Here is a 16,853-nt window from a genome sequence, read left to right as displayed (position 1 = left end):
CGACGAGGCGATCCGGCTCGACATCGTCGACAATTTGCCCAACGAGCAGATCGCGCAGGCGGTGCAGGAACTTGATTCCGACGACGCCGTCTACATCCTGGAAGACCTCGACCAGGAGGACCAGGACGAGATCCTGTCGCAACTGCCGTTCACCGAGCGCATCCGGCTGCGGCGCGCGCTCGACTATCCGGAAGAGACGGCCGGCCGGCGCATGCAGACCGAGTTCGTCGCCGTGCCGCCGTTCTGGACCATCGGCCAGACGATCGACTACATGCGCGAGGACAAGAACCTTCCCGATCGCTTCAGCCAGATCTTCGTCATCGACCCGAGCTTCAAACTGCTCGGTGCCATCGATCTCGACCAGATCCTGCGCACCAAGCGCGCGGTGAAGGTCGAGGAGGTGATGCATGAGACGCGCCATGCCATCCCCGCCACCATGGACCAGGAAGAGGCGGCGCGGGAATTCGAGCAATACGACCTGCTCTCGGCCGCCGTGGTCGACGAGAACGAGCGTCTGGTCGGCGTGCTCACCATCGACGACGTGGTCGACGTCATCCAGCAGGAGGCAGAGGAGGACCTTCTGCGCATGGGCGGCGTCGGCGACGAAGAGCTATCCGACACCGTGCTTGCGACCTCGCGATCGCGTGTGCCGTGGCTGCTCGTCAATCTGGTCACGGCGTTTCTCGCGGCCTCGGTGATTGGCCTGTTCGACCAGACCATCGAGCATATCGTGGCGCTCGCTGTGCTGATGCCGATCGTTGCCGGCATGGGCGGCAATGCCGGCTCGCAGACGATGACCGTCACGGTGCGGGCGCTGGCGACCAGGGATCTGGACATCTACAACGCCGCCCGGATCATCCGCCGTGAGGTGGGAGTGGGCTTCATCAACGGCATCGTCTTTGCGGTGCTGATCGGCATGGTTGCTGGACTGTGGTTCCACGATCCCAACCTGGGCGGCATTATCGCGGCGGCGATGATCATCAACATGTTCGCGGCGGCCCTGGCAGGCATTCTCATCCCGCTGCTGCTCGACCGCTTCAAGATCGACCCGGCGGTAGCCTCCGCCGTCTTCGTCACGACCGTCACCGACTGCGTCGGCTTCTTTGCATTCCTCGGATTGGCCACGTGGTGGTTTGGCGTTCCCTGAGACAGTGCTATAATTGACTTTTACGTAAATGCCGTGCGACGTTGCCCTGGGGTCAGATGCCGATTCCGGCACAGACGGGGTTGATTGGAGAAAGGGCGACGCTTCTGCGTGGCGATGCCTGGACGTTTGGGCGTGGGAGCGAGAATGCGGGAATATTACACGATCACAGAGCTGACGCGCGAATTCGACGTGTCCACCCGGACGTTGCGGTTCTATGAGGACGAGGGGCTGGTGCAGCCGATCCGGCGCGGGCGCACGCGGCTGTTTCGCCCGTCCGACCGGCATCTGATCCGCCAGATCATGCGCGGCAAGCGGCTCGGCTTCTCGATCGCCGAGATCCGCGAAATCATCCAGATGTACAAGGAACCGCCCGGCGAGGTCGGCCAGCTCAAGCTGATGATCAAGCGCATCGAGGAAAAGCGCGAGGACCTGCGCCAGAAACGGCGCGACCTCGAGGAGACGCTTGCCGAGCTCGACCAGGCCGAGGAGTCCTGCGTGGAGCGGTTGGCGGAGCTGGGCGTGAACACGTAGCCCGCTGACAGCCAAGGAGTTCAGCTAGGCTAACCGTCGCAGACGTTCGAGATTGGCCGGAGCTTTCGAACTTCGTCATCCCACGGCGGAGCAGCCGCGAAGCGGCGTCGCGGCTTGCTTCGCCCTAGGATGTCACGGATGCTTCTGCTAATCGCCGAGGTGCGGGCCTGCTCGCACCCAGCAACCTTCATTGTCGATACAGCCTCAGATCCAGCGCCGGACCCGCTTGGCGTAATCGCGGTATTTCTTGCCGAACTTTGCCGCCAGTATCTTTTCCTCCTTCTCGATCGCCATTTTCTGCGTCGCGAAGGCAGCGAGGAAGGCAAACAGCAGGAACCATACGATACCGGTGATGAAGGAGACGCCGATCAACAGCAGCGTATTGGCGAGATACATTGGGTTGCGGGTGATGCCGAAGGGCCCCGATGTCACCAGATGGTCGGGCTCGGCATTGGGATTGAGCGTCGTCCTGGCGCGCACCATCGCGCGGATCGCGGTAACCCAGAGCGCTGCCACGCCAAAGAGCGCTACCCAGCCGGCGCCGACGAGGATAGCGCCGAATATGTCCCCGATCCAGGGCAGCGGGTAGAGCATGCCGAGCACGACGCTCAGTGCGATCGCCACGACATAGATCACAGGTGGCCAGGGGATGATCCCGTGTCCGGGCTTTGCGATGCCTGTCATTGCTGCCCTCCTTCCATCTCGTCCTCGGTCGCGGCGGTACAAGTGCTCGCCAGATCGGCCAGATGCGATTTCCAGGCGCTGGACTGGTCGTTGCTGTAGAGCTTGTCGAGAGACCCTTCGCCCTTCAGCGTGTCCAGCATGCAGCCACAATAGCTGGAACAGAACTTGCTGTCCCGTTGCTGTTCGCACTGCGCCTGGCAAGCCGACAGGAAACCAGCGTCCTTGTCTTGTGGCGCGGCCGGCATGGCCTGCGAGAACAGCCACACCGCGCCGAACAGAAGCGGCTGGTGGATGAGATAGAAGGCGAGGCTGTGCCGGCCGATGAAAGTCAGCGGGGTCGACCAGCGGCCGGGCATCCAGGTCGCCAGCCGGGCGAGAAGCCCGGATGCCGAAGCGAGCTTGACGACCGCGATGCCGGCAAGCACTGCGCCGAACCAGGGAAACAGCGGCACATAGTCGTTCGAGCGCGGGTTGGTCGGCGACAGCCCGACCCACCACAGCGCCGGATGGTCGAAGACTTCCGACCGCAGATAATAAGGCGCCGCAATCACGGCCGCGGCGACGATCGCCGTCAGCAATGTCGGCAGCCTGAGAAAAGCCAGGCCGAGCAGGCTTGCCAGCGCGATCTCGTGCAGGATGCCGAAGAAGATGAAGCCGTCCGGCGTGGCGATATAGGTGACGACCGAGATGGCGATCGCCGCACCCGCAACCATCGCAAAGCGCTTCCAGAAGCCAGGCCAACGGATATGGCGGCCATGTGCGAGGAACAGGCTGACACCGACCAGGAACAGAAAAGTCGAGGCGATGCAGCGGGCGTAGAGCTTCCACCAACCGAAGGCGGTGAGGCCCGGCGAGGTGTAGCCGAAGTTTTCGAGATCCCAGGTGAAATGATAGCTCGCCATCGCGATCAGCGCGATGCCGCGCAGGACGTCGATGGCGACGATGCGGCCGTGTTTCGGCGCGTCTTGAACGGCGACGCCGGTCGTCTGAAGGGTCATTGATCTCGCAATCCGATTCAGTCGTGCCAAACGACTATCACGGTTCGGGCGAACAACAGAGGGTGGATCGGCTGCTGCCATTCAGGCGGCATGGCAAGCCGCTTTAGGCCAGCGGCGGAAAGCCTCTGGCCGGCTTCGCTTTTCGGCCTCTCGGAGTCGGTTTCCTGCTACCGGTCCGCGACTGGTCCGGCCAGATTTGGCGAGCGATTCACTTTTCGGAGGGCCGATGTCCACCCATGTGCGCCATCCGATCTGGCTTCCGGCTCTCAGGCCCGCCGATGCGCGCACCTTCGCTTCGCTCTATGCGGTCGAATCCTTTGCTCGCGCCACCATCTCCAGCGTCATCCCGATCAGGCCTACGAAATCCTGCACAACGAGCAGATCGTCTCGATCCTCTACACCATCGTGTCGCTGCTCGGGCTGTCGGTGACGCTGTTCATGCCGATGCTGATCCGCCGCTTCGCGCGGCGCTGGGTCTACACGGCCGGCTGCCTGATGCTGGCGATCGGCTCGGTGTTCTTCGTTACCCACACGCTGCCGGGACAACTCGCCGGGATGCTGTGCCGTGTCATGGGGGCGAGCGCGCTGTCCATCACGCTTAACCTCTACATCATGGACCATATCCGCAAGACCGACTTCATGCAGGCGGAATCGCTGCGCATGGCTTGGTCGATGTTCGCCTGGACCGGCGGGCCGACGCTCGGCATTTTCCTCTATACGCGCTTCGGGATTTATGCCGCAAACGGCGCGGTCGTGGCTTTCGCGCTGGCGCTGCTGGCGTTGTTCTGGACCTATCGGCTGGGCGACAACCCTTCGATCCGTCCCGGCAAGAGCCGTCCGATCAACCCGCTCGCCAATATCGGCCGCTTCGTCGCGCAGCCGCGGTTGCGCCTCGCGTGGCTGATCGCCTTCGGGCGCTCGTGTTTCTGGACGACCTTCTTCGTCTATGGCCCGCTGTTCATGGTGATCACGGGCGAGGGCAAGCTTGCCGGCGGGCTGCTGGTTTCGGCCGGCAATGCGCTTCTGTTCATGGCGATCTTCTGGGGCAGGGCGGGAAAGCGCTTCGGCGGCCGTCGGACCATGGCTTTCGCCTATTTCGCCATGGCGGCGATGCTCTTCGTGGCCGGCGGCGTCGGCGCCGCCGCGCCGCTGCTCACCGCCGCCTTCCTGCTCGGCGGCGCCTTGTTCACCATTGCGCTCGACGCGCTGGGCTCGACAGCCTTCATGCGCTCAGTGCGTTCCTATGAACGAGCGCAGATGGCGGCTGTCTACCGAACCTATCTCGATTTCTCCGAGCTGACGCCGCCGCTGGTCTATTCGGTGGTGCTCTCCTTCTTCGGTCTCGGCTCGGTGTTCGTCACGCTCGGCCTGTTGGCCGCCTTCTGTGGCTTCTTCACCTGGCGCTATCTGCCGAAGTCGTTTTGACCGGCTGCAACGCGGCATGGCGCCCACGCACCCACTCGTGGAAGCGGCGCAAATCGTACTCCTCGGGCATCAGCACGCCGGCCTGGTGGCGGATCGAGTGCATGCCCTTCTGGTTGATCTCGCAGATCGCGGCGTCCTCCTCCAGCACCTGCGCGCCGAAGGCGACGATGTTGTCGATATCGGTTTGTGCCAGGGCATCGGGCGCGAACAGCCATTCGGCGGTGAGTTCCGTCTGCTCCGGCCCGAGCGGGGCGAGACGCACCGTGCGGACATAGTCGACATGGCCGACGACGAACATCGAGGGCAGCGAGGTAGCGTAGGTCTGGCCGGCGGCTCGCTCGGCCGGCGTCAGCCCGGCAAAGACCGGCCCATGGACGCGTCCGTCGCGCGACCAGGTCTCGGCGCCGGCGCGTAGGCCGCCGGAAAACTCCGGAGCATCATTATCCGCATAGCGCGCCCATTCCGGATCGTCATGCCTCGCCATCAGGCCGCGCCCATAGATCGGCACCAGCCGCGACAGGTCCTTGTGCACGCCCGGGCAATGCAGGCATTCGTTGAAGTTCTCCCAGAAGATTTTCCAGTTGCAGTTCATCACCTTGGTGAGCCGGTGCCCGGGGACGAGCGTCTCCAGCGGCCAGTTCGAAAGATCGCGGGAGGCGGAGTCGAAGGAGGCTTCCCCCGAGCCATCGGGATCCTCTGCGAGATTGATGAAGACGAAGCCGCGCCACACTGACAGCGCCACCCGGTAGAGCGGATAATTTTCCTTGTCGAAGCCTTCGGGCAGCGATTTCGATGGGACACGGACGAGATCGCCGCGCAGCGAATAGGACCAGGCGTGGTAGGGGCAGGTGAGCAGCCTTGCCTTCAGCCGCCCTTCGCTTTCCAGGCAGAGCTGCGAGCCGCGATGCCGGCAGGTGTTGTGGAAGGCGCGCAAGCTCCCGGCCTCGTCGCGCAGCACGACGACCTCCTGCGAGCCGATACGCGCGGTTCGAAAGGCAAGAGGTTCCGCGAGATCGGCTTCGCGGCAAACCATGAGCCAGCTCCGATACCAGATCGCTTCGAGATCGAGCCGGTAAGCGTCGGCTTCCCGATAGGCGCTTGCAGGCAACGTCGGCTCGAGGCTGGTGAGGCCATTGTAGCGGCTGTGTTCGCTAGGATTTGGCTGCATGAGCGGCTCCCCTTGGCTGATGACAGCCGACACCCGGGCAGGACCGTTGTCAATTGCGCGGCCATTGTCGCTTCCGGGTGCTGCCCTTAAGGTCACTTCGTAATCGCCTGCGGTTTCGCCGGCTGCCCAGGATTGCAAAGTATGCCTGCAAGAACGATGTCGCTGACCGTGGAACTGGTCGCCCGCTGTTTTCGCGCGGTCGATGACCCGGGGCCCGACCCGGATGCCGAGCATCTCGTGGACAGCGACTATGAAGCCATGCTGGATGCATTCGAGGCCGAGCTACCTGCAACCGAGCCTCTCTGGCTGTTCGGCTACGGCTCGCTGATCTGGAAACCGGAAATCGAGCATTTTGAGGAGCGCGTCGCCGTGGCTCGCGGCTGGCATCGCTCCTTCTGCATGAAGATGACGCGCTGGCGCGGCACCAAGCAAAGCCCCGGCCTGATGATGGCGCTGGATCGTGGCGGCCAATGCAAGGGCGTTGCTTTCCGCCTGAACGGTGGTGACCGCCGGCAGGCGCTGGACAGGCTTTTTCGCCGCGAGATGACGCTGAAGCCGACCAGCTACCGGCCGCGCCTGCTGCAACTCGCAACCGACAAGGGGCCGTTGAGAGCGCTTGCCTTCGTCATCAATCGCAAAGGCACGACCTATGCCGGCCCACTCAACGAAGACGAGGTGGTCGAAAGGCTGGCGACCTCGTGCGGCCACTGGGGTTCAGGCGCCGACTATCTCTACAACACGGTGAAGAACCTCGAACAGCGCGGTATTCACGACCGCCATTTGTGGCGATTGCAGAAGCTCGTCGCCGAGCGGATCGCCGGATCTTAGTCCGAAACCGGTGCCGCAATCACGCTGCGGCGTGACGGAATTTGGTTTGCCGGTCGCGACGATTCTGCCTATAGTCGCTGGCGTCGTCGGTTCCGTTTTTGGAGCCAAGAGGGAATGCGGTGAGGGTGGAGTCTTTGCCCTAAGCCGTGGCTGCCCCCGCAACTGTGTGCGGTAGTCCTCTCCATAGACCACTGAGGTTTGTCCTCGGGAAGGTGGGGAAGGGTGCGAATCCGCGAGCCAGGAGACCTGCCGGCGACAGGAAAGTTGACTTCGATGCCCTCGGGTGGAGGGCGAAAGGACAAGACATGAATACCGCTTCCGTCGCCCTCGGCGCCTCCGTCTCCTCGCAGTCGCGCATCATGCAGCTGGCTCTCGCCGCGCTGCTCGGCATTTTCGTCGTCGGTTTTGTCGGCTTCTCGCACATCGATGCGGTCCACAACGCTGCCCACGACTATCGTCACTCGATGGCTTTTCCCTGCCACTGACGAAGGCCCGATATCATGAATCTGTTTCGCAACGTCGTGTTCGTCGCGGCGATCGCAGGGCTCGTGGCGGGCATCGCGCTTGCCTGCATGCAGGCCTATGCGACCGTGCCGCTGATCCTCAAAGCGGAAGTCTATGAAAAGGCGGGCGGCGGTCATCACCACGACCATGCCGCCAACACTGGAACTAGCGCTGCCATGAGCTCGGCCGAACCGGCGGGCAATGCGATGAGCAGCGCCGCTCCTGCGTCGACGGAAGCGGCGGCTCCGACCGAGGACGAGGGCTGGGCTCCGGCCGACGGCTTCGAGCGCTTCGCCTTCAACGTTGTCGCAAACATCGTCACCGGCATCGGCTTCGCGCTGATCCTGGTCGCGGTCTCGGAATTCGCCGGTGGCATCGGCAGCTGGCGCCAGGGCGTGTTCTGGGGCCTTGCCGGCTTTGCGGTTTTCACGCTCGCGCCCGGCCTCGGCCTGCCGCCGGAACTGCCGGCCATGCCGGCGGCGGAACTTCTGCCGCGCCAGATCTGGTGGATTTCGACGGTGGCCGCAACCGCGGTCGGCCTTGGATTGATCGCCTTTCGCAAGTCGCTGCCCTTGGCAATTCTGGCGGTCGTGCTGATCGTCGCTCCGCACGTAGTCGGCGCGCCGCAGCCCGTCAGCTTCGAGACGGCGATTCCCGAGGGGCTGCACCATCAGTTCGTGGTGGCGGTGACCCTCACCGATCTGGTCTTCTGGCTGGTGCTCGGTGCGGCCGTCGGTGTGGTGCGCGGCCGCTTCACCGGTACGTCGACCAGCCTGCGCGACAGCTTTGCCTGATCGCGCGGAGGGCCATCTGACCTTCATCATCGGCGGTGCGCGCTCCGGCAAGAGCGCGCATGCCGAGTGCCTGGTGGCGGCAAGCCCGTCGCCTTGGGCCTATATCGCCACCGCGCAGGCCTATGACGAGGAGATGCGCGAGCGCATCGCGCTGCATCGCTCGCGCCGCGGCAAAGGCTGGGTCACCGTCGATGCGCCGCTCGACCTGGTCGGCGCGATCGACGCCTTGCCCGATCACCAGCCGGTGCTTATCGATTGCCTGACATTGTGGCTGAGCAATCATATGCTGGCGGACCACGATATCGAGGCCGAGTGCCGGCGGCTCTCGGATGTGCTTTCGCAGCCGCGCGGACCGTGGTTTGTGGTGTCTAACGAAGTCGGGCTCGGCATCGTGCCGGACAATGCGCTGGCGCGCCGGTTCCGCGACGCCGCCGGGCGGCTCAACCAGCAGGTCGCGGCTGTCGCCGACAGCGTGCTGATGATGGTGGCGGGGCTGCCGCTCAAGGCGAAGTGACATGGGCGAGATCAAAGACACGATCATCGACTACAAGGATGCCGAACGCCATCGAGCCAAGATGGCCAAGCGCAAGGCGGTGCAGGATGCCGAGGTGGCCGGCAAGACGATCGAGAAGGGACTGCTGATCGTCAATACGGGGCCGGGCAAGGGCAAGACCACGGCTGCGTTCGGCCTGGCGCTGAGGATGCTTGGCTACGGCAAGCGCGTCGGCGTCGTCCAGTTCATCAAGGGCAAATGGCACACGGGCGAGAAGGATGCCTTCGCCGCCTTCGGCGATCGCGTCGTCTGGCACGCGATGGGCGAGGGCTTCACCTGGGAGACGCAGGACCTGAAGCGCGACATAGCCGCCGCCGAGGCTGCCTGGGCGAAGGCGCTCGAGCTGATTGCCGACCCTTCGATCAGCCTCGTCGTCCTCGACGAGCTCAACATCGCTCTGCGCTACGATTATCTCGAGCTGGAAAAGGTGGTCGCGGCGCTGAAGGCGCGCCGCGAGGGCCTGCATGTCGTCGTCACCGGCCGCAACGCCAAGCCGCTGCTGGTCGAGGCGGCCGATCTCGTCACCGAGATGGGGCTGACCAAGCACCATTTCGCGGCCGGCGTGAAGGCGCAGCAGGGGATCGAGTTCTGAGGCGCCTTAGCCGCCGATCAAAATGGTCAGATAGATCACCGTCGCCGACAAAATCGCGAACAGGCCGATCAGCAGCCCGTCGGCGACGCGATAGAGTTCCAGCGCCTGCCTTATGTCGGTGCTTTCGGCCTCGCGCCTGCCGCCTTCGCCCATGAAGGCATCCTCGACGACCTCGCCGCCATAACTGCGCGGTCCGGCCAGGGCGAGCCCCAGCGCGCCGGCCATGGCGGCTTCCGGCCAGCCGGCATTGGGCGAACGGTGCTTCTTCGCGTCACGCCGCATGACCTGCCAGGCGTTGCGGGGGTCGGCGCCCTTGACGATGAAGGCCGCCAGCACAATCAGCAGGCCGGTGAGCCGCGATGCCGGCAGGTTGACCAGGTCGTCGAAGCGAGCGGCCGCCCGGCCGAAGGCCTCGTATTTCGGCGTGCGGTGGCCGATCATGGAATCGGCGGTGTTGGCGGCCTTGTAGGCAGCACCCCCGGCCAAACCACCGACACCGGTCCATATGGCAGGCGCGACGACGCCATCGGAGAAATTCTCTGCCAGGCTTTCGATCGCGGCTCGGGCAACGCCCGCCCTGTCGAGCTTGTCCGGATCGCGGCCGACGATGCGCGAAACGGCGATGCGGCCGAGCGTGAGGCCGCCGGTCTCCAGCGCATCGGCGACATCCTCGACATGCTCGGCGAGGCTCTTCTGCGACAGAAGCGAGGAGCTGAGAATGGCCGCGATGACCAGGCCGGACGGAAAGATCAGCCAGAGCAGGACATGCAGCGCCAGGCCTATGGCCGCCGGCACCAGCAGGACGACCAGAAGCGCCTGGAGGCCGCGGCGGCGACGCAATTCGTCGGAATCGGTGGCGCGGTTGAGCCTGCGATCGAGAAAGGATATCAGCCTGCCGATCCAGGTTACCGGATGACCGATGGCGTTAAACAGCCAGTCCGGGTAGCCAAGGGCACGTTCGATGGCGAGTGACAGGAAAGCGATCAGTATCGACATGAAGCTTCTAAGCGGAGCGGTTGCAGCGGTTGATCACGGCGGCAGCCTTGGCCGGGCAAGCGCGCTCTTTCCTCATGCGCCACAGCCTTTCCTTGACCTCTCGACAGGTATCAATCCGCACTCCTATCCGCTTTTCGATCTGCCCGCCACCGCCCTGTCACGATTGCCCGAGCCAGGACGACTGCGCGAATTGGCCGAAATTGCGGCCAAGGCGTATGGCGCGCGGTCGGCGGCGCATGTCGTGGCCGCGCCCGGCACGCAGATCCTGTTGCCGCGGGTCGCTTCGCTGGTGAGGCCCGGCAAGGCACTGGTGCTGGGTCCAACCTATGCCGAGCACGCCAGGGCGGCCGCGATTGCAGGCCATGCGATTGTGGAGGTGGGCGACTTCGACGCCTTGGCGGACGCTGACCTTGCCGTGCTGGTCAACCCGAACAATCCGGATGGGCGAGTGATCGAAAGGCACCGCCTGGTCGGCCTTGCTGCGCGGCTTCGCGCGAAGGGCGGCCTGCTGGTGGTCGACGAAGCCTTCATGGATGTCGGCCCGGTCCAACACAGCCTTGCCGGCGATGTGGGCCAGGGTGGTATGGTGGTGCTGCGCTCCTTCGGCAAATTCTTCGGCCTTGCCGGCGTCAGGCTTGGTTTCGCGCTGGCCGACCAACTGACAGCCGAGCGGCTGGAGGCGCAGCTTGGGCCATGGGCTGTCGCCGGTCCTGCACTTGAATACGGAATCCGCGCATTGGCGAATGCCGGGTGGCAGGATGACATGCGACAGGGCCTGGCAGCCGATGCCAAGCGCCTCGACGCGCTGCTCAGCCGATTCGGTATCGCGGTCGCCGGCGGCACCAGTTTGTTCCGCTATTTGTCGTTCTCCGATGCTGCCTCCCTGTTCTCCGCTCTTGGCGAACGCGGTATCTTGGTCCGCCATTTTGCCGATCGTCCGCACGCCTTGCGCGTCGGTCTGCCCGGCAGCGAAGAGGAGTGGCAGCGGCTCGAGAGCGCGCTTGCAGCGTGGGCCTCGCGGCGCGACTATGCGCCGAAGGAGTGCTGACGATGATCCATGTCTGTTCGCTGTCGAAGGTGGAGGAGACCGTTGCGAGAACCGGCGCGGAGCGCTTGCTGTCGCTGCTCGCCGACGGCACCGGGATGATCCGTCCGGCCTCGATACTGGCCGAAAACCATCTGCATCTCGTCATGCACGACATCGTCGCCGCGCAGGAAGGCATGACCATGCCGGGCGAGGAGCATGTGCGCGCGCTGCTCGACTTCGCCTATCGCTGGGACAGGGCCAAACCGATGGTCGTGCACTGCTATGCCGGTATCAGCCGCTCGACGGCATCGGCCTATATTATCGCGGCGGCACTGGCGCCCAAACGCGACGAGGCGGAGCTGGCGAAGACGCTGCGCTTTCTCTCGCCGTCAGCGACGCCCAATCCAAGGCTGATTGCCGTTGCGGATATGTTGCTTGGGCGAGAAGGCCGGATGATCGCGGCGGTCGAAGCAATCGGGCGCGGTGCAGATGCATTTGAAGGGATTCCGTTCGAACTCAGCATTAGAGATTGAGCTCGCACTGTTCCGCTACGCCAGCCAGTCGGCAAGCCTCGCCTTACGCACATCCCTGGCCAGGCTGATGAAGCCATCGGCCTGATGCTCGGCCGTGAGCCGGCCTTTTTCGGCGGTGGCGATGCTGGCGTCGCCGACCACGCCGTTCGGATTGAGGTCGCTGGCGATCCAGGCGAAGGCGTGCGTTCCGGTGTGCCGCAGCAGGGCGAATTCCTTTTCGGCGCGACCGACATTGGAGACGAAATTGTCGGCCTTGCCCATATCGACGAGATCTGGCCGGAAATGCAGCATCAGCGAGGTCTCGACATCGCCGCCATGGATGCCGTGACGGTCCTCGAGCTCGGTATACATGCCGGAGGGACGGCCGAAGCGCTGCCAGCTCGTCTTCACCGCCAGCATCTTTGCGCGCACGCGCAATTCGCGCGTGACAATGCCCATGATCTCCTCGTTGCCGCCATGCGAGTTGACGACGATCAACTTTCTGACCCCGGCGCGGGCGACCGAGAGGCCAAGCTCCGTCCAGGCGTCGACCAGGGTGGTGGCCGGCAAGGTGAGCGTTCCCGGCGCATGCAGATGCTCGTTCGACTTGCCCACCGCCTGCACCGGCAGGAGGCGGATGTCGATGTCCTCGGGCAGGCGCGCAATCACCGTCTCCAGCATGCCCATCATGATCGAGGTGTCGGTCGAGACGGGAAGGTGAGGGCCATGCTGCTCGACCGCGGCCACCGGCAGAACGGCAATCGTCGCTTCCGCGTCGATCGAGGCGTATTCGGTCGTCCGATAGTCGCCCCACCACACACGTCTTGTCGTCACTGTCGTCTCCCGATGGTCTGCTGTTCGGCCCGAAGGTCTAAAGCGCCTGGGCATTCCGGGCAACAGCTAGCCTGCTGCCAGAACCTCCACCTCAACCTTGAATTCCGGGCGGGCAAAACCTGAAACGATCATCAGCGTCGAAGCGGGCGCCGGATCGGAAAACAGGCGATTGCGAACGTCCATATAGGCCTGCAGATGCGCGCGATCGGTGACGAAGGCGTTGATGCGCACGACATCGTTCAGCGTCAGCCCGGCTTCGCTTAAGATTGCGGCAATATTCTTGAAGCAAAGCTCGGTCTGCGCGCCGGCATCCTCCGGGACGGCGTCATCCGGCGCGATGCCCAACTGACCCGAACATAGCACAAGGCGCTTTCCCGCTGGAATTTCAACGCCATGGCTATAACGGGCAAAGGGCGGCTTGATCGACTTGGGGGCGAGATAATTGAGCATGGCATTCTCCTGTCGGCAGGCAGACTAAGGCCGGATTCATGAAAGCTTCAAGATGCGGTGCATGCCGCCCGGGCGATTATGGACAGGCGTCCAAAAAATGGGCACGATGCCATTTGTACAGCATGACCCGTCCGGTCTCGGCAATGACTGCCGCGCAAGCAGGCGGCCCAAGGCGGTGGCATGTGTCTTGCTTCTTGAACCAATGGAGTGGAGCCCAGCGCGCAGCGCGCCGGAGCCAAGAGAGGGTGATGTTTATGTACGGAAAAGAAAAAATCCTGGCGGGTGCGATCGCGCTGCTTGCTGCCAGCACGCTGGGCGCTGCGGCCAACGAGAAGGTCACCTTTGGCACCAACTGGCTGGCCGAGCCGGAACATGGCGGCTACTACCAGGCGATCGCCGACGGAACCTACGCCGCCTGCGGCCTCGACGTCACCATCATGCAGGGCGGCCCGCAGGTCAGCGGCCGGCCGATGCTGCTGGCCGGCAAGATCGATTTCTACATGGGCGGCAACCTGCTCTCGGCCTTCGACGCCGTGCAGCAGGGGATTCCGATGCGCGTCGTCGCCGCCGACTTCCAGAAGGACCCGCAGGTCATTATGTCCCATCCGGGCGAAGGGCTGGACAAGTGGGAGGACCTGAAGAACGCCGACCAGTATATCCTCGGCGACGAGGGCGCACAGACCTTCTTCCAGTGGATGGTGACCGATCTCGGCTTCGATGCCGCCAAGCGCGTGCCATACACCTTCAATCCGGCGCCCTTCATCGCCAACAAGAAGTCGATCCAGCAGGGCTATGTCACGTCGGAGCCCTACGCGGTGCAGAAACAGGGCGGCTTCGTGCCGAACCAGTTCCTGCTCGCCGACAATGGCTGGGATACTTATGCCACGACCATCGAGGTGATGCAGGACACCATCGACAAGCGGCCGGAGGTGGTGCAGTGCTTCGTCGATGGCTCGGCCAAGGGCTGGTACAACTACCTCTACGGCGACAACAAGGCCGCCAACGAGATGATCAAGAAGGACAATCCGGACATGACGGATGAGCAGATCGCCTTCTCGATCGAACAGCTGAAGAAGTTCGGCATTGTCGATTCCGGCGATACGGAAAAGCTCGGTATCGGCGGCATGACCGAAGCGCGCATCCAGAGCTTCTACGACAAGATGGTCAAGGCCAAGGTCGCGCAGCCGGGCATCGACATCAAGAAGGCCTATACGCTCGCCTTCATCAACAAGGGGGTCGGGCGGGAGCTGAAGAAGTAAGGCGGCCTGCCTGAGATGATCCAGGAGAAAGTGGCGCAGGCAACGGCATCGGGTGAGAGCCCGATGCTGCTTTCCTTACGCAATGTCGGCAAGGTCTTTTCCAACGGCGTCACGGCGCTGAGCAAGGTCGACCTGGCGATCCGCGAAGGCGATTTCCTAAGCCTGCTCGGGCCCTCGGGCTGCGGCAAGTCGACGGCGCTCAGGTTGATTGCCGGCCTGTCGACGCCGACCTCCGGTCAGCTCGACTGGCGCGGCTCGATCGACCGCTCGAATATCGGCTTCGTCTTCCAGGAGCCGACGCTGCTGCCATGGGCCAGCGTCTTCGACAATGTCTGGCTGCCGCTCAGGCTGAAAGGCGTATCGCGCGCGGAGGCCAAGCCCGCGGTGATGGAAATGCTGTCGCGCGTGCACCTCACCGGTTTCGAGAATGCCGTGCCGCGCGAGCTTTCCGGCGGCATGAAGATGCGTGTCTCGATCGCACGGGCTATGGTGACCAAGCCGCGCATTCTTCTGATGGACGAGCCCTTCGCGGCGCTTGACGAGATTACCCGCTTCAAGCTCAACAACGATCTTCTCGAGCTTTGGCAGGACGAGCGGTTTACCGTCGTCTTCGTCACCCATAGCGTCTTCGAAAGCGTGTTCCTGTCCAGTCGTGTCGTCGTCATGGCGGCACGACCGGGCCGCGTCCACGGCGAGCTTGCAATCGAAGCGCCTTATCCGCGCGACGAGGCATTCCGGACTTCGCCCGACTATGCGGCGCTCTGCCGGCAGGCCTCGGACGTGCTGGTCAATGCCATCAACTCAACCGCCGGACCTCATCATGACGGCCATTGAAAACAATGCCCTGAAGCTCGACCCGGAAGAGGCGCGCCGCGTCCGCCAGGAGCGGCTGGAGCGGATCGGCAAATGGGTACTGCCGCTGGCGATCATGGTGCTTGCGATCTGGCTGTGGGATCGCATCTGCGTCTGGAACGGGATCCCGCAATACATCCTGCCGCGCCCGGGCGTGGTCCTGCAGACGCTGCATGACGATGCCGGGCTGTTGTTCTCTTCGCTGCTGGTGACGCTCAGGATCACCTTCCTCAGCCTGCTGCTTGCCGTCATCGGCGGCGTCGGGCTGGCGGTGCTGTTCGCGCAGTCGAAATGGGTGGAGATGTCGTTCTTCCCCTTCGCCATCGTGCTGCAGGTGACGCCGATCGTGGCGATCTTCCCGCTGATCAACATCTACATCAACAACCAGACGACCAAACTCCTGCTCTGTGCCTGGATCGTCGCCTTCTTCCCGATCCTCTCCAACACCACGCTCGGGCTGAACTCGGTCGACCGCAACCTGGGCGATTTGTTCAAGCTCAACGGCGCGACCCGCTGGCAGCAATTGCGCTATCTGCGCCTGCCGGCGGCGATGCCCTATTTCCTCGGTGGGCTGAAGATCGCCGGCGGCCTGTCGCTGATCGGCGCCGTGGTGGCCGAGTTCGTCGCCGGCGCGCAGGGGCAATCGTCCGGGCTTGCCTCGCGCATCATCGAGGCGGGCTACCGGCTCAATGCTCCCAGGCTGTTCGCGGCGCTGATCCTGATCTCGCTCACCGGCATCCTGATCTTCCTCGTGCTGTCGCTGGTGTCGCATCTCATCCTGCGCCGCTGGCACGAGAGCGCGCTGAAGCAGGAGCGCTAGGGTGCCTGAATGTTGATCCCAGCCTCTGGTCGTTACCAACTCGCCAACGTCCGCGTTCATCAATCGCTGACGCCCGGTCTTGCCGCAAGCTTCGATGCCGATGGTTTTGCGCTCGCCGACATTGCCGTCGCCGACGGCAAGATTGCTAGCATCATTGCGCACGGCAAAGCCGAGCCGCCATTCGACGCAATCGACCTTGGCGGCCGCATCGTGCTGCCCTGCTTCGTCGACTGCCATACGCATATCGACAAGGGCCATATCTGGCCGCGCAAGCCAAATCCCGACGGCACCTTCATAGGCGCGCTCAACGCAACTGCCGCCGATCGCACCGCTCGCTGGAGCGCGGAGGACGTGGCGAGGCGCATGGATTTCTCGCTGCGCTCAGCTTACGCGCACGGTACCAGGGCCTTGCGCACGCATCTCGACAGCGTGGCGCCGCAGGAGGAAATTTCCTGGCCGGTGTTCGAGACGATGCGGGAAAAATGGCGAGGCCGGATCGAGCTGCAGGCCGCCTGTCTGCTTGGCATCGAAGGCGTGCGCGACAAGGCCTGGTTCGAGCGTCTGGCAAAACGCGTCGCCGCGGCCAAGGGCGTGCTCGGCGTTGTCACTTACATGGTGCCCGACCTCGAGGAACTGCTCGACAAGGTGTTCGCTGAAGCCATCAAGCATGGGCTCGACCTCGATTTCCATGCCGACGAGACCGACGATGTCGCGGCCGTCTCGCTGAAGAAGATCGCCGAGGCTTCGCTGTGGAACGGTTTTGGGGGCAATATCCTGATCGGGCATTGCTGCTCGCTGGCGCGCCAGCCCGACCTCGAAGTTCTCGACACGCTGGACAAGGTGGCGAAGGCCGGACTGGCGGTCGTGTCGCTGCCAATG

General features: G+C 63.8%; 19 protein-coding genes, 1 pseudogene and 1 riboswitch. Of the genes and pseudogenes, 14 read left to right on the top strand and 6 right to left on the bottom strand.

Annotated elements, in window-relative coordinates; translation table 11 throughout:
- Both mgtE and EOA79_RS18950 read left to right on the top strand, forming a co-directional pair.
- A partial coding sequence (gene mgtE, locus EOA79_RS18955; RefSeq protein ID WP_128293168.1) for a magnesium transporter occupies positions 1-1,147 on the top strand: 1,147 nt, incomplete at its 5' end.
- Between the two features lie 144 nt (positions 1,148-1,291).
- A complete protein-coding gene (locus EOA79_RS18950; RefSeq protein ID WP_040969921.1) occupies positions 1,292-1,678 on the top strand; it encodes a MerR family DNA-binding transcriptional regulator in 387 nt (128 codons plus the stop codon).
- 204 nt (positions 1,679-1,882) lie between these two features.
- Here the strand turns inward: EOA79_RS18950 and EOA79_RS18945 are convergent, their stop codons facing one another.
- Positions 1,883-2,362 (bottom strand): isoprenylcysteine carboxylmethyltransferase family protein, encoded by a 480-nt coding sequence (locus tag EOA79_RS18945; RefSeq protein ID WP_067329213.1) that lies wholly within the window; start codon positions 2,360-2,362, stop codon positions 1,883-1,885.
- Complete coding sequence (locus tag EOA79_RS18940) at positions 2,359-3,360, bottom strand: DUF1624 domain-containing protein (RefSeq protein ID WP_095825698.1); 1,002 nt, start codon at positions 3,358-3,360, stop codon at positions 2,359-2,361. The genes EOA79_RS18945 and EOA79_RS18940 overlap by 4 nt, the downstream gene beginning before the upstream one ends.
- A 226-nt stretch (positions 3,361-3,586) precedes the next feature.
- Here EOA79_RS18940 and EOA79_RS18935 point away from each other — a divergent pair.
- Positions 3,587-4,785: pseudogene (locus tag EOA79_RS18935) on the top strand (MFS transporter).
- Here the strand turns inward: EOA79_RS18935 and EOA79_RS18930 are convergent.
- Positions 4,754-5,953, bottom strand: a complete 1,200-nt coding sequence (locus tag EOA79_RS18930; RefSeq protein ID WP_127215867.1) for an aromatic ring-hydroxylating dioxygenase subunit alpha — start codon at positions 5,951-5,953, stop codon at positions 4,754-4,756. The pseudogene EOA79_RS18935 and the gene EOA79_RS18930 overlap by 32 nt on opposite strands.
- 141 nt (positions 5,954-6,094) lie before the next feature.
- Between EOA79_RS18930 and EOA79_RS18925 the strand changes: the two genes are divergently transcribed.
- The 5 genes from EOA79_RS18925 (at position 6,095) to cobO (ending at position 9,224) form a co-directional block, all read left to right on the top strand.
- The gene (locus EOA79_RS18925; protein WP_095825697.1) at positions 6,095-6,781 is read left to right on the top strand and encodes a gamma-glutamylcyclotransferase; all 687 of its coding nucleotides are present in this window, start codon (positions 6,095-6,097) and stop codon (positions 6,779-6,781) included.
- A 70-nt stretch (positions 6,782-6,851) separates the two neighbouring features.
- A riboswitch (cobalamin riboswitch) is annotated at positions 6,852-7,050 on the top strand.
- A 36-nt stretch (positions 7,051-7,086) separates the two neighbouring features.
- A complete protein-coding gene (locus EOA79_RS18920) occupies positions 7,087-7,266 on the top strand; it encodes a CbtB domain-containing protein (protein ID WP_066999556.1) in 180 nt (59 codons plus the stop codon).
- Between the two features lie 15 nt (positions 7,267-7,281).
- The gene (locus EOA79_RS18915; RefSeq protein ID WP_095801970.1) at positions 7,282-8,079 is read left to right on the top strand and encodes a CbtA family protein; all 798 of its coding nucleotides are present in this window, start codon (positions 7,282-7,284) and stop codon (positions 8,077-8,079) included.
- Positions 8,072-8,593 carry a bifunctional adenosylcobinamide kinase/adenosylcobinamide-phosphate guanylyltransferase gene (gene cobU / locus EOA79_RS18910; protein ID WP_095801969.1) on the top strand — a complete coding sequence of 174 codons (522 nt, stop codon included), beginning with the start codon at positions 8,072-8,074 and terminating at the stop codon, positions 8,591-8,593. Before EOA79_RS18915 ends, cobU begins: the two co-directional genes overlap by 8 nt.
- A 1-nt stretch (position 8,594) precedes the next feature.
- Complete coding sequence (gene cobO, locus EOA79_RS18905; RefSeq protein WP_095825696.1) at positions 8,595-9,224, top strand: cob(I)yrinic acid a,c-diamide adenosyltransferase; 630 nt, start codon at positions 8,595-8,597, stop codon at positions 9,222-9,224.
- A 6-nt stretch (positions 9,225-9,230) separates the two neighbouring features.
- On the opposite strand, the gene cbiB is transcribed toward cobO, so the two are convergent.
- Entirely contained in the window at positions 9,231-10,220 is a 990-nt protein-coding gene (cbiB, locus tag EOA79_RS18900; protein WP_095801967.1) for an adenosylcobinamide-phosphate synthase CbiB, read from the bottom strand.
- Here cbiB and cobD point away from each other — a divergent pair.
- Both cobD and EOA79_RS18890 read left to right on the top strand, forming a co-directional pair.
- Positions 10,219-11,268, top strand: a complete 1,050-nt coding sequence (gene cobD / locus EOA79_RS18895) for a threonine-phosphate decarboxylase CobD (RefSeq protein WP_095801966.1) — start codon at positions 10,219-10,221, stop codon at positions 11,266-11,268. The genes cbiB and cobD overlap by 2 nt on opposite strands.
- A 2-nt stretch (positions 11,269-11,270) precedes the next feature.
- A complete protein-coding gene (locus tag EOA79_RS18890; protein ID WP_067329232.1) occupies positions 11,271-11,780 on the top strand; it encodes a tyrosine phosphatase family protein in 510 nt (169 codons plus the stop codon).
- 15 nt (positions 11,781-11,795) lie between these two features.
- On the opposite strand, the gene EOA79_RS18885 is transcribed toward EOA79_RS18890, so the two are convergent.
- Together EOA79_RS18885 and EOA79_RS18880 are read right to left on the bottom strand one after the other, a co-directional pair.
- Positions 11,796-12,593: a creatininase family protein gene (locus EOA79_RS18885; protein ID WP_095801965.1), complete on the bottom strand. Its 798-nt coding sequence runs from the start codon at positions 12,591-12,593 to the stop codon at positions 11,796-11,798.
- 66 nt (positions 12,594-12,659) lie between these two features.
- Positions 12,660-13,043, bottom strand: a complete 384-nt coding sequence (locus EOA79_RS18880) for a RidA family protein (protein WP_067329236.1) — start codon at positions 13,041-13,043, stop codon at positions 12,660-12,662.
- Positions 13,044-13,297: 254 nt separating this feature from the next.
- Here EOA79_RS18880 and EOA79_RS18875 point away from each other — a divergent pair, with 254 nt between their 5' ends.
- The 4 genes from EOA79_RS18875 to EOA79_RS18860 all read left to right on the top strand — a co-directional run.
- Positions 13,298-14,302, top strand: a complete 1,005-nt coding sequence (locus tag EOA79_RS18875; protein ID WP_067329238.1) for an ABC transporter substrate-binding protein — start codon at positions 13,298-13,300, stop codon at positions 14,300-14,302.
- A 15-nt stretch (positions 14,303-14,317) separates the two neighbouring features.
- Positions 14,318-15,136: an ABC transporter ATP-binding protein gene (locus tag EOA79_RS18870; protein ID WP_095801964.1), complete on the top strand. Its 819-nt coding sequence runs from the start codon at positions 14,318-14,320 to the stop codon at positions 15,134-15,136.
- Complete coding sequence (locus EOA79_RS18865; protein ID WP_095825693.1) at positions 15,123-15,974, top strand: ABC transporter permease; 852 nt, start codon at positions 15,123-15,125, stop codon at positions 15,972-15,974. Before EOA79_RS18870 ends, EOA79_RS18865 begins: the two co-directional genes overlap by 14 nt.
- A gap of 12 nt (positions 15,975-15,986) precedes the next feature.
- A partial coding sequence (locus tag EOA79_RS18860; RefSeq protein ID WP_128293170.1) for an amidohydrolase family protein occupies positions 15,987-16,853 on the top strand: 867 nt, incomplete at its 3' end.

The organism is Mesorhizobium sp. M1A.F.Ca.IN.020.03.2.1, from assembly GCF_004023205.1.
Taxonomy (GTDB): domain Bacteria; phylum Pseudomonadota; class Alphaproteobacteria; order Rhizobiales; family Rhizobiaceae; genus Mesorhizobium.
The sequence above is the reverse complement of the archived record's forward strand: the minus strand, read 5'-3'. Positions and strand labels throughout refer to the sequence as shown.

Coding starts and splice junctions, on each gene's coding strand:
- EOA79_RS18865 (WP_095825693.1), top strand. CDS start 15,123: ATGACGGCCATTGAAAACAATGCCCTGAAGCTCGACCCGGAAGAGGCG.
- EOA79_RS18950 (WP_040969921.1), top strand. CDS start 1,292: ATGCGGGAATATTACACGATCACAGAGCTGACGCGCGAATTCGACGTG.
- EOA79_RS18925 (WP_095825697.1), top strand. CDS start 6,095: ATGCCTGCAAGAACGATGTCGCTGACCGTGGAACTGGTCGCCCGCTGT.
- EOA79_RS18870 (WP_095801964.1), top strand. CDS start 14,318: ATGATCCAGGAGAAAGTGGCGCAGGCAACGGCATCGGGTGAGAGCCCG.
- EOA79_RS18940 (WP_095825698.1), bottom strand. CDS start 3,360: ATGACCCTTCAGACGACCGGCGTCGCCGTTCAAGACGCGCCGAAACAC.
- cobO (WP_095825696.1), top strand. CDS start 8,595: ATGGGCGAGATCAAAGACACGATCATCGACTACAAGGATGCCGAACGC.
- EOA79_RS18945 (WP_067329213.1), bottom strand. CDS start 2,362: ATGACAGGCATCGCAAAGCCCGGACACGGGATCATCCCCTGGCCACCT.
- EOA79_RS18875 (WP_067329238.1), top strand. CDS start 13,298: ATGTACGGAAAAGAAAAAATCCTGGCGGGTGCGATCGCGCTGCTTGCT.
- EOA79_RS18920 (WP_066999556.1), top strand. CDS start 7,087: ATGAATACCGCTTCCGTCGCCCTCGGCGCCTCCGTCTCCTCGCAGTCG.
- cbiB (WP_095801967.1), bottom strand. CDS start 10,220: ATGTCGATACTGATCGCTTTCCTGTCACTCGCCATCGAACGTGCCCTT.
- EOA79_RS18880 (WP_067329236.1), bottom strand. CDS start 13,043: ATGCTCAATTATCTCGCCCCCAAGTCGATCAAGCCGCCCTTTGCCCGT.
- EOA79_RS18915 (WP_095801970.1), top strand. CDS start 7,282: ATGAATCTGTTTCGCAACGTCGTGTTCGTCGCGGCGATCGCAGGGCTC.
- EOA79_RS18930 (WP_127215867.1), bottom strand. CDS start 5,953: ATGCAGCCAAATCCTAGCGAACACAGCCGCTACAATGGCCTCACCAGC.
- cobD (WP_095801966.1), top strand. CDS start 10,219: ATGAAGCTTCTAAGCGGAGCGGTTGCAGCGGTTGATCACGGCGGCAGC.
- EOA79_RS18890 (WP_067329232.1), top strand. CDS start 11,271: ATGATCCATGTCTGTTCGCTGTCGAAGGTGGAGGAGACCGTTGCGAGA.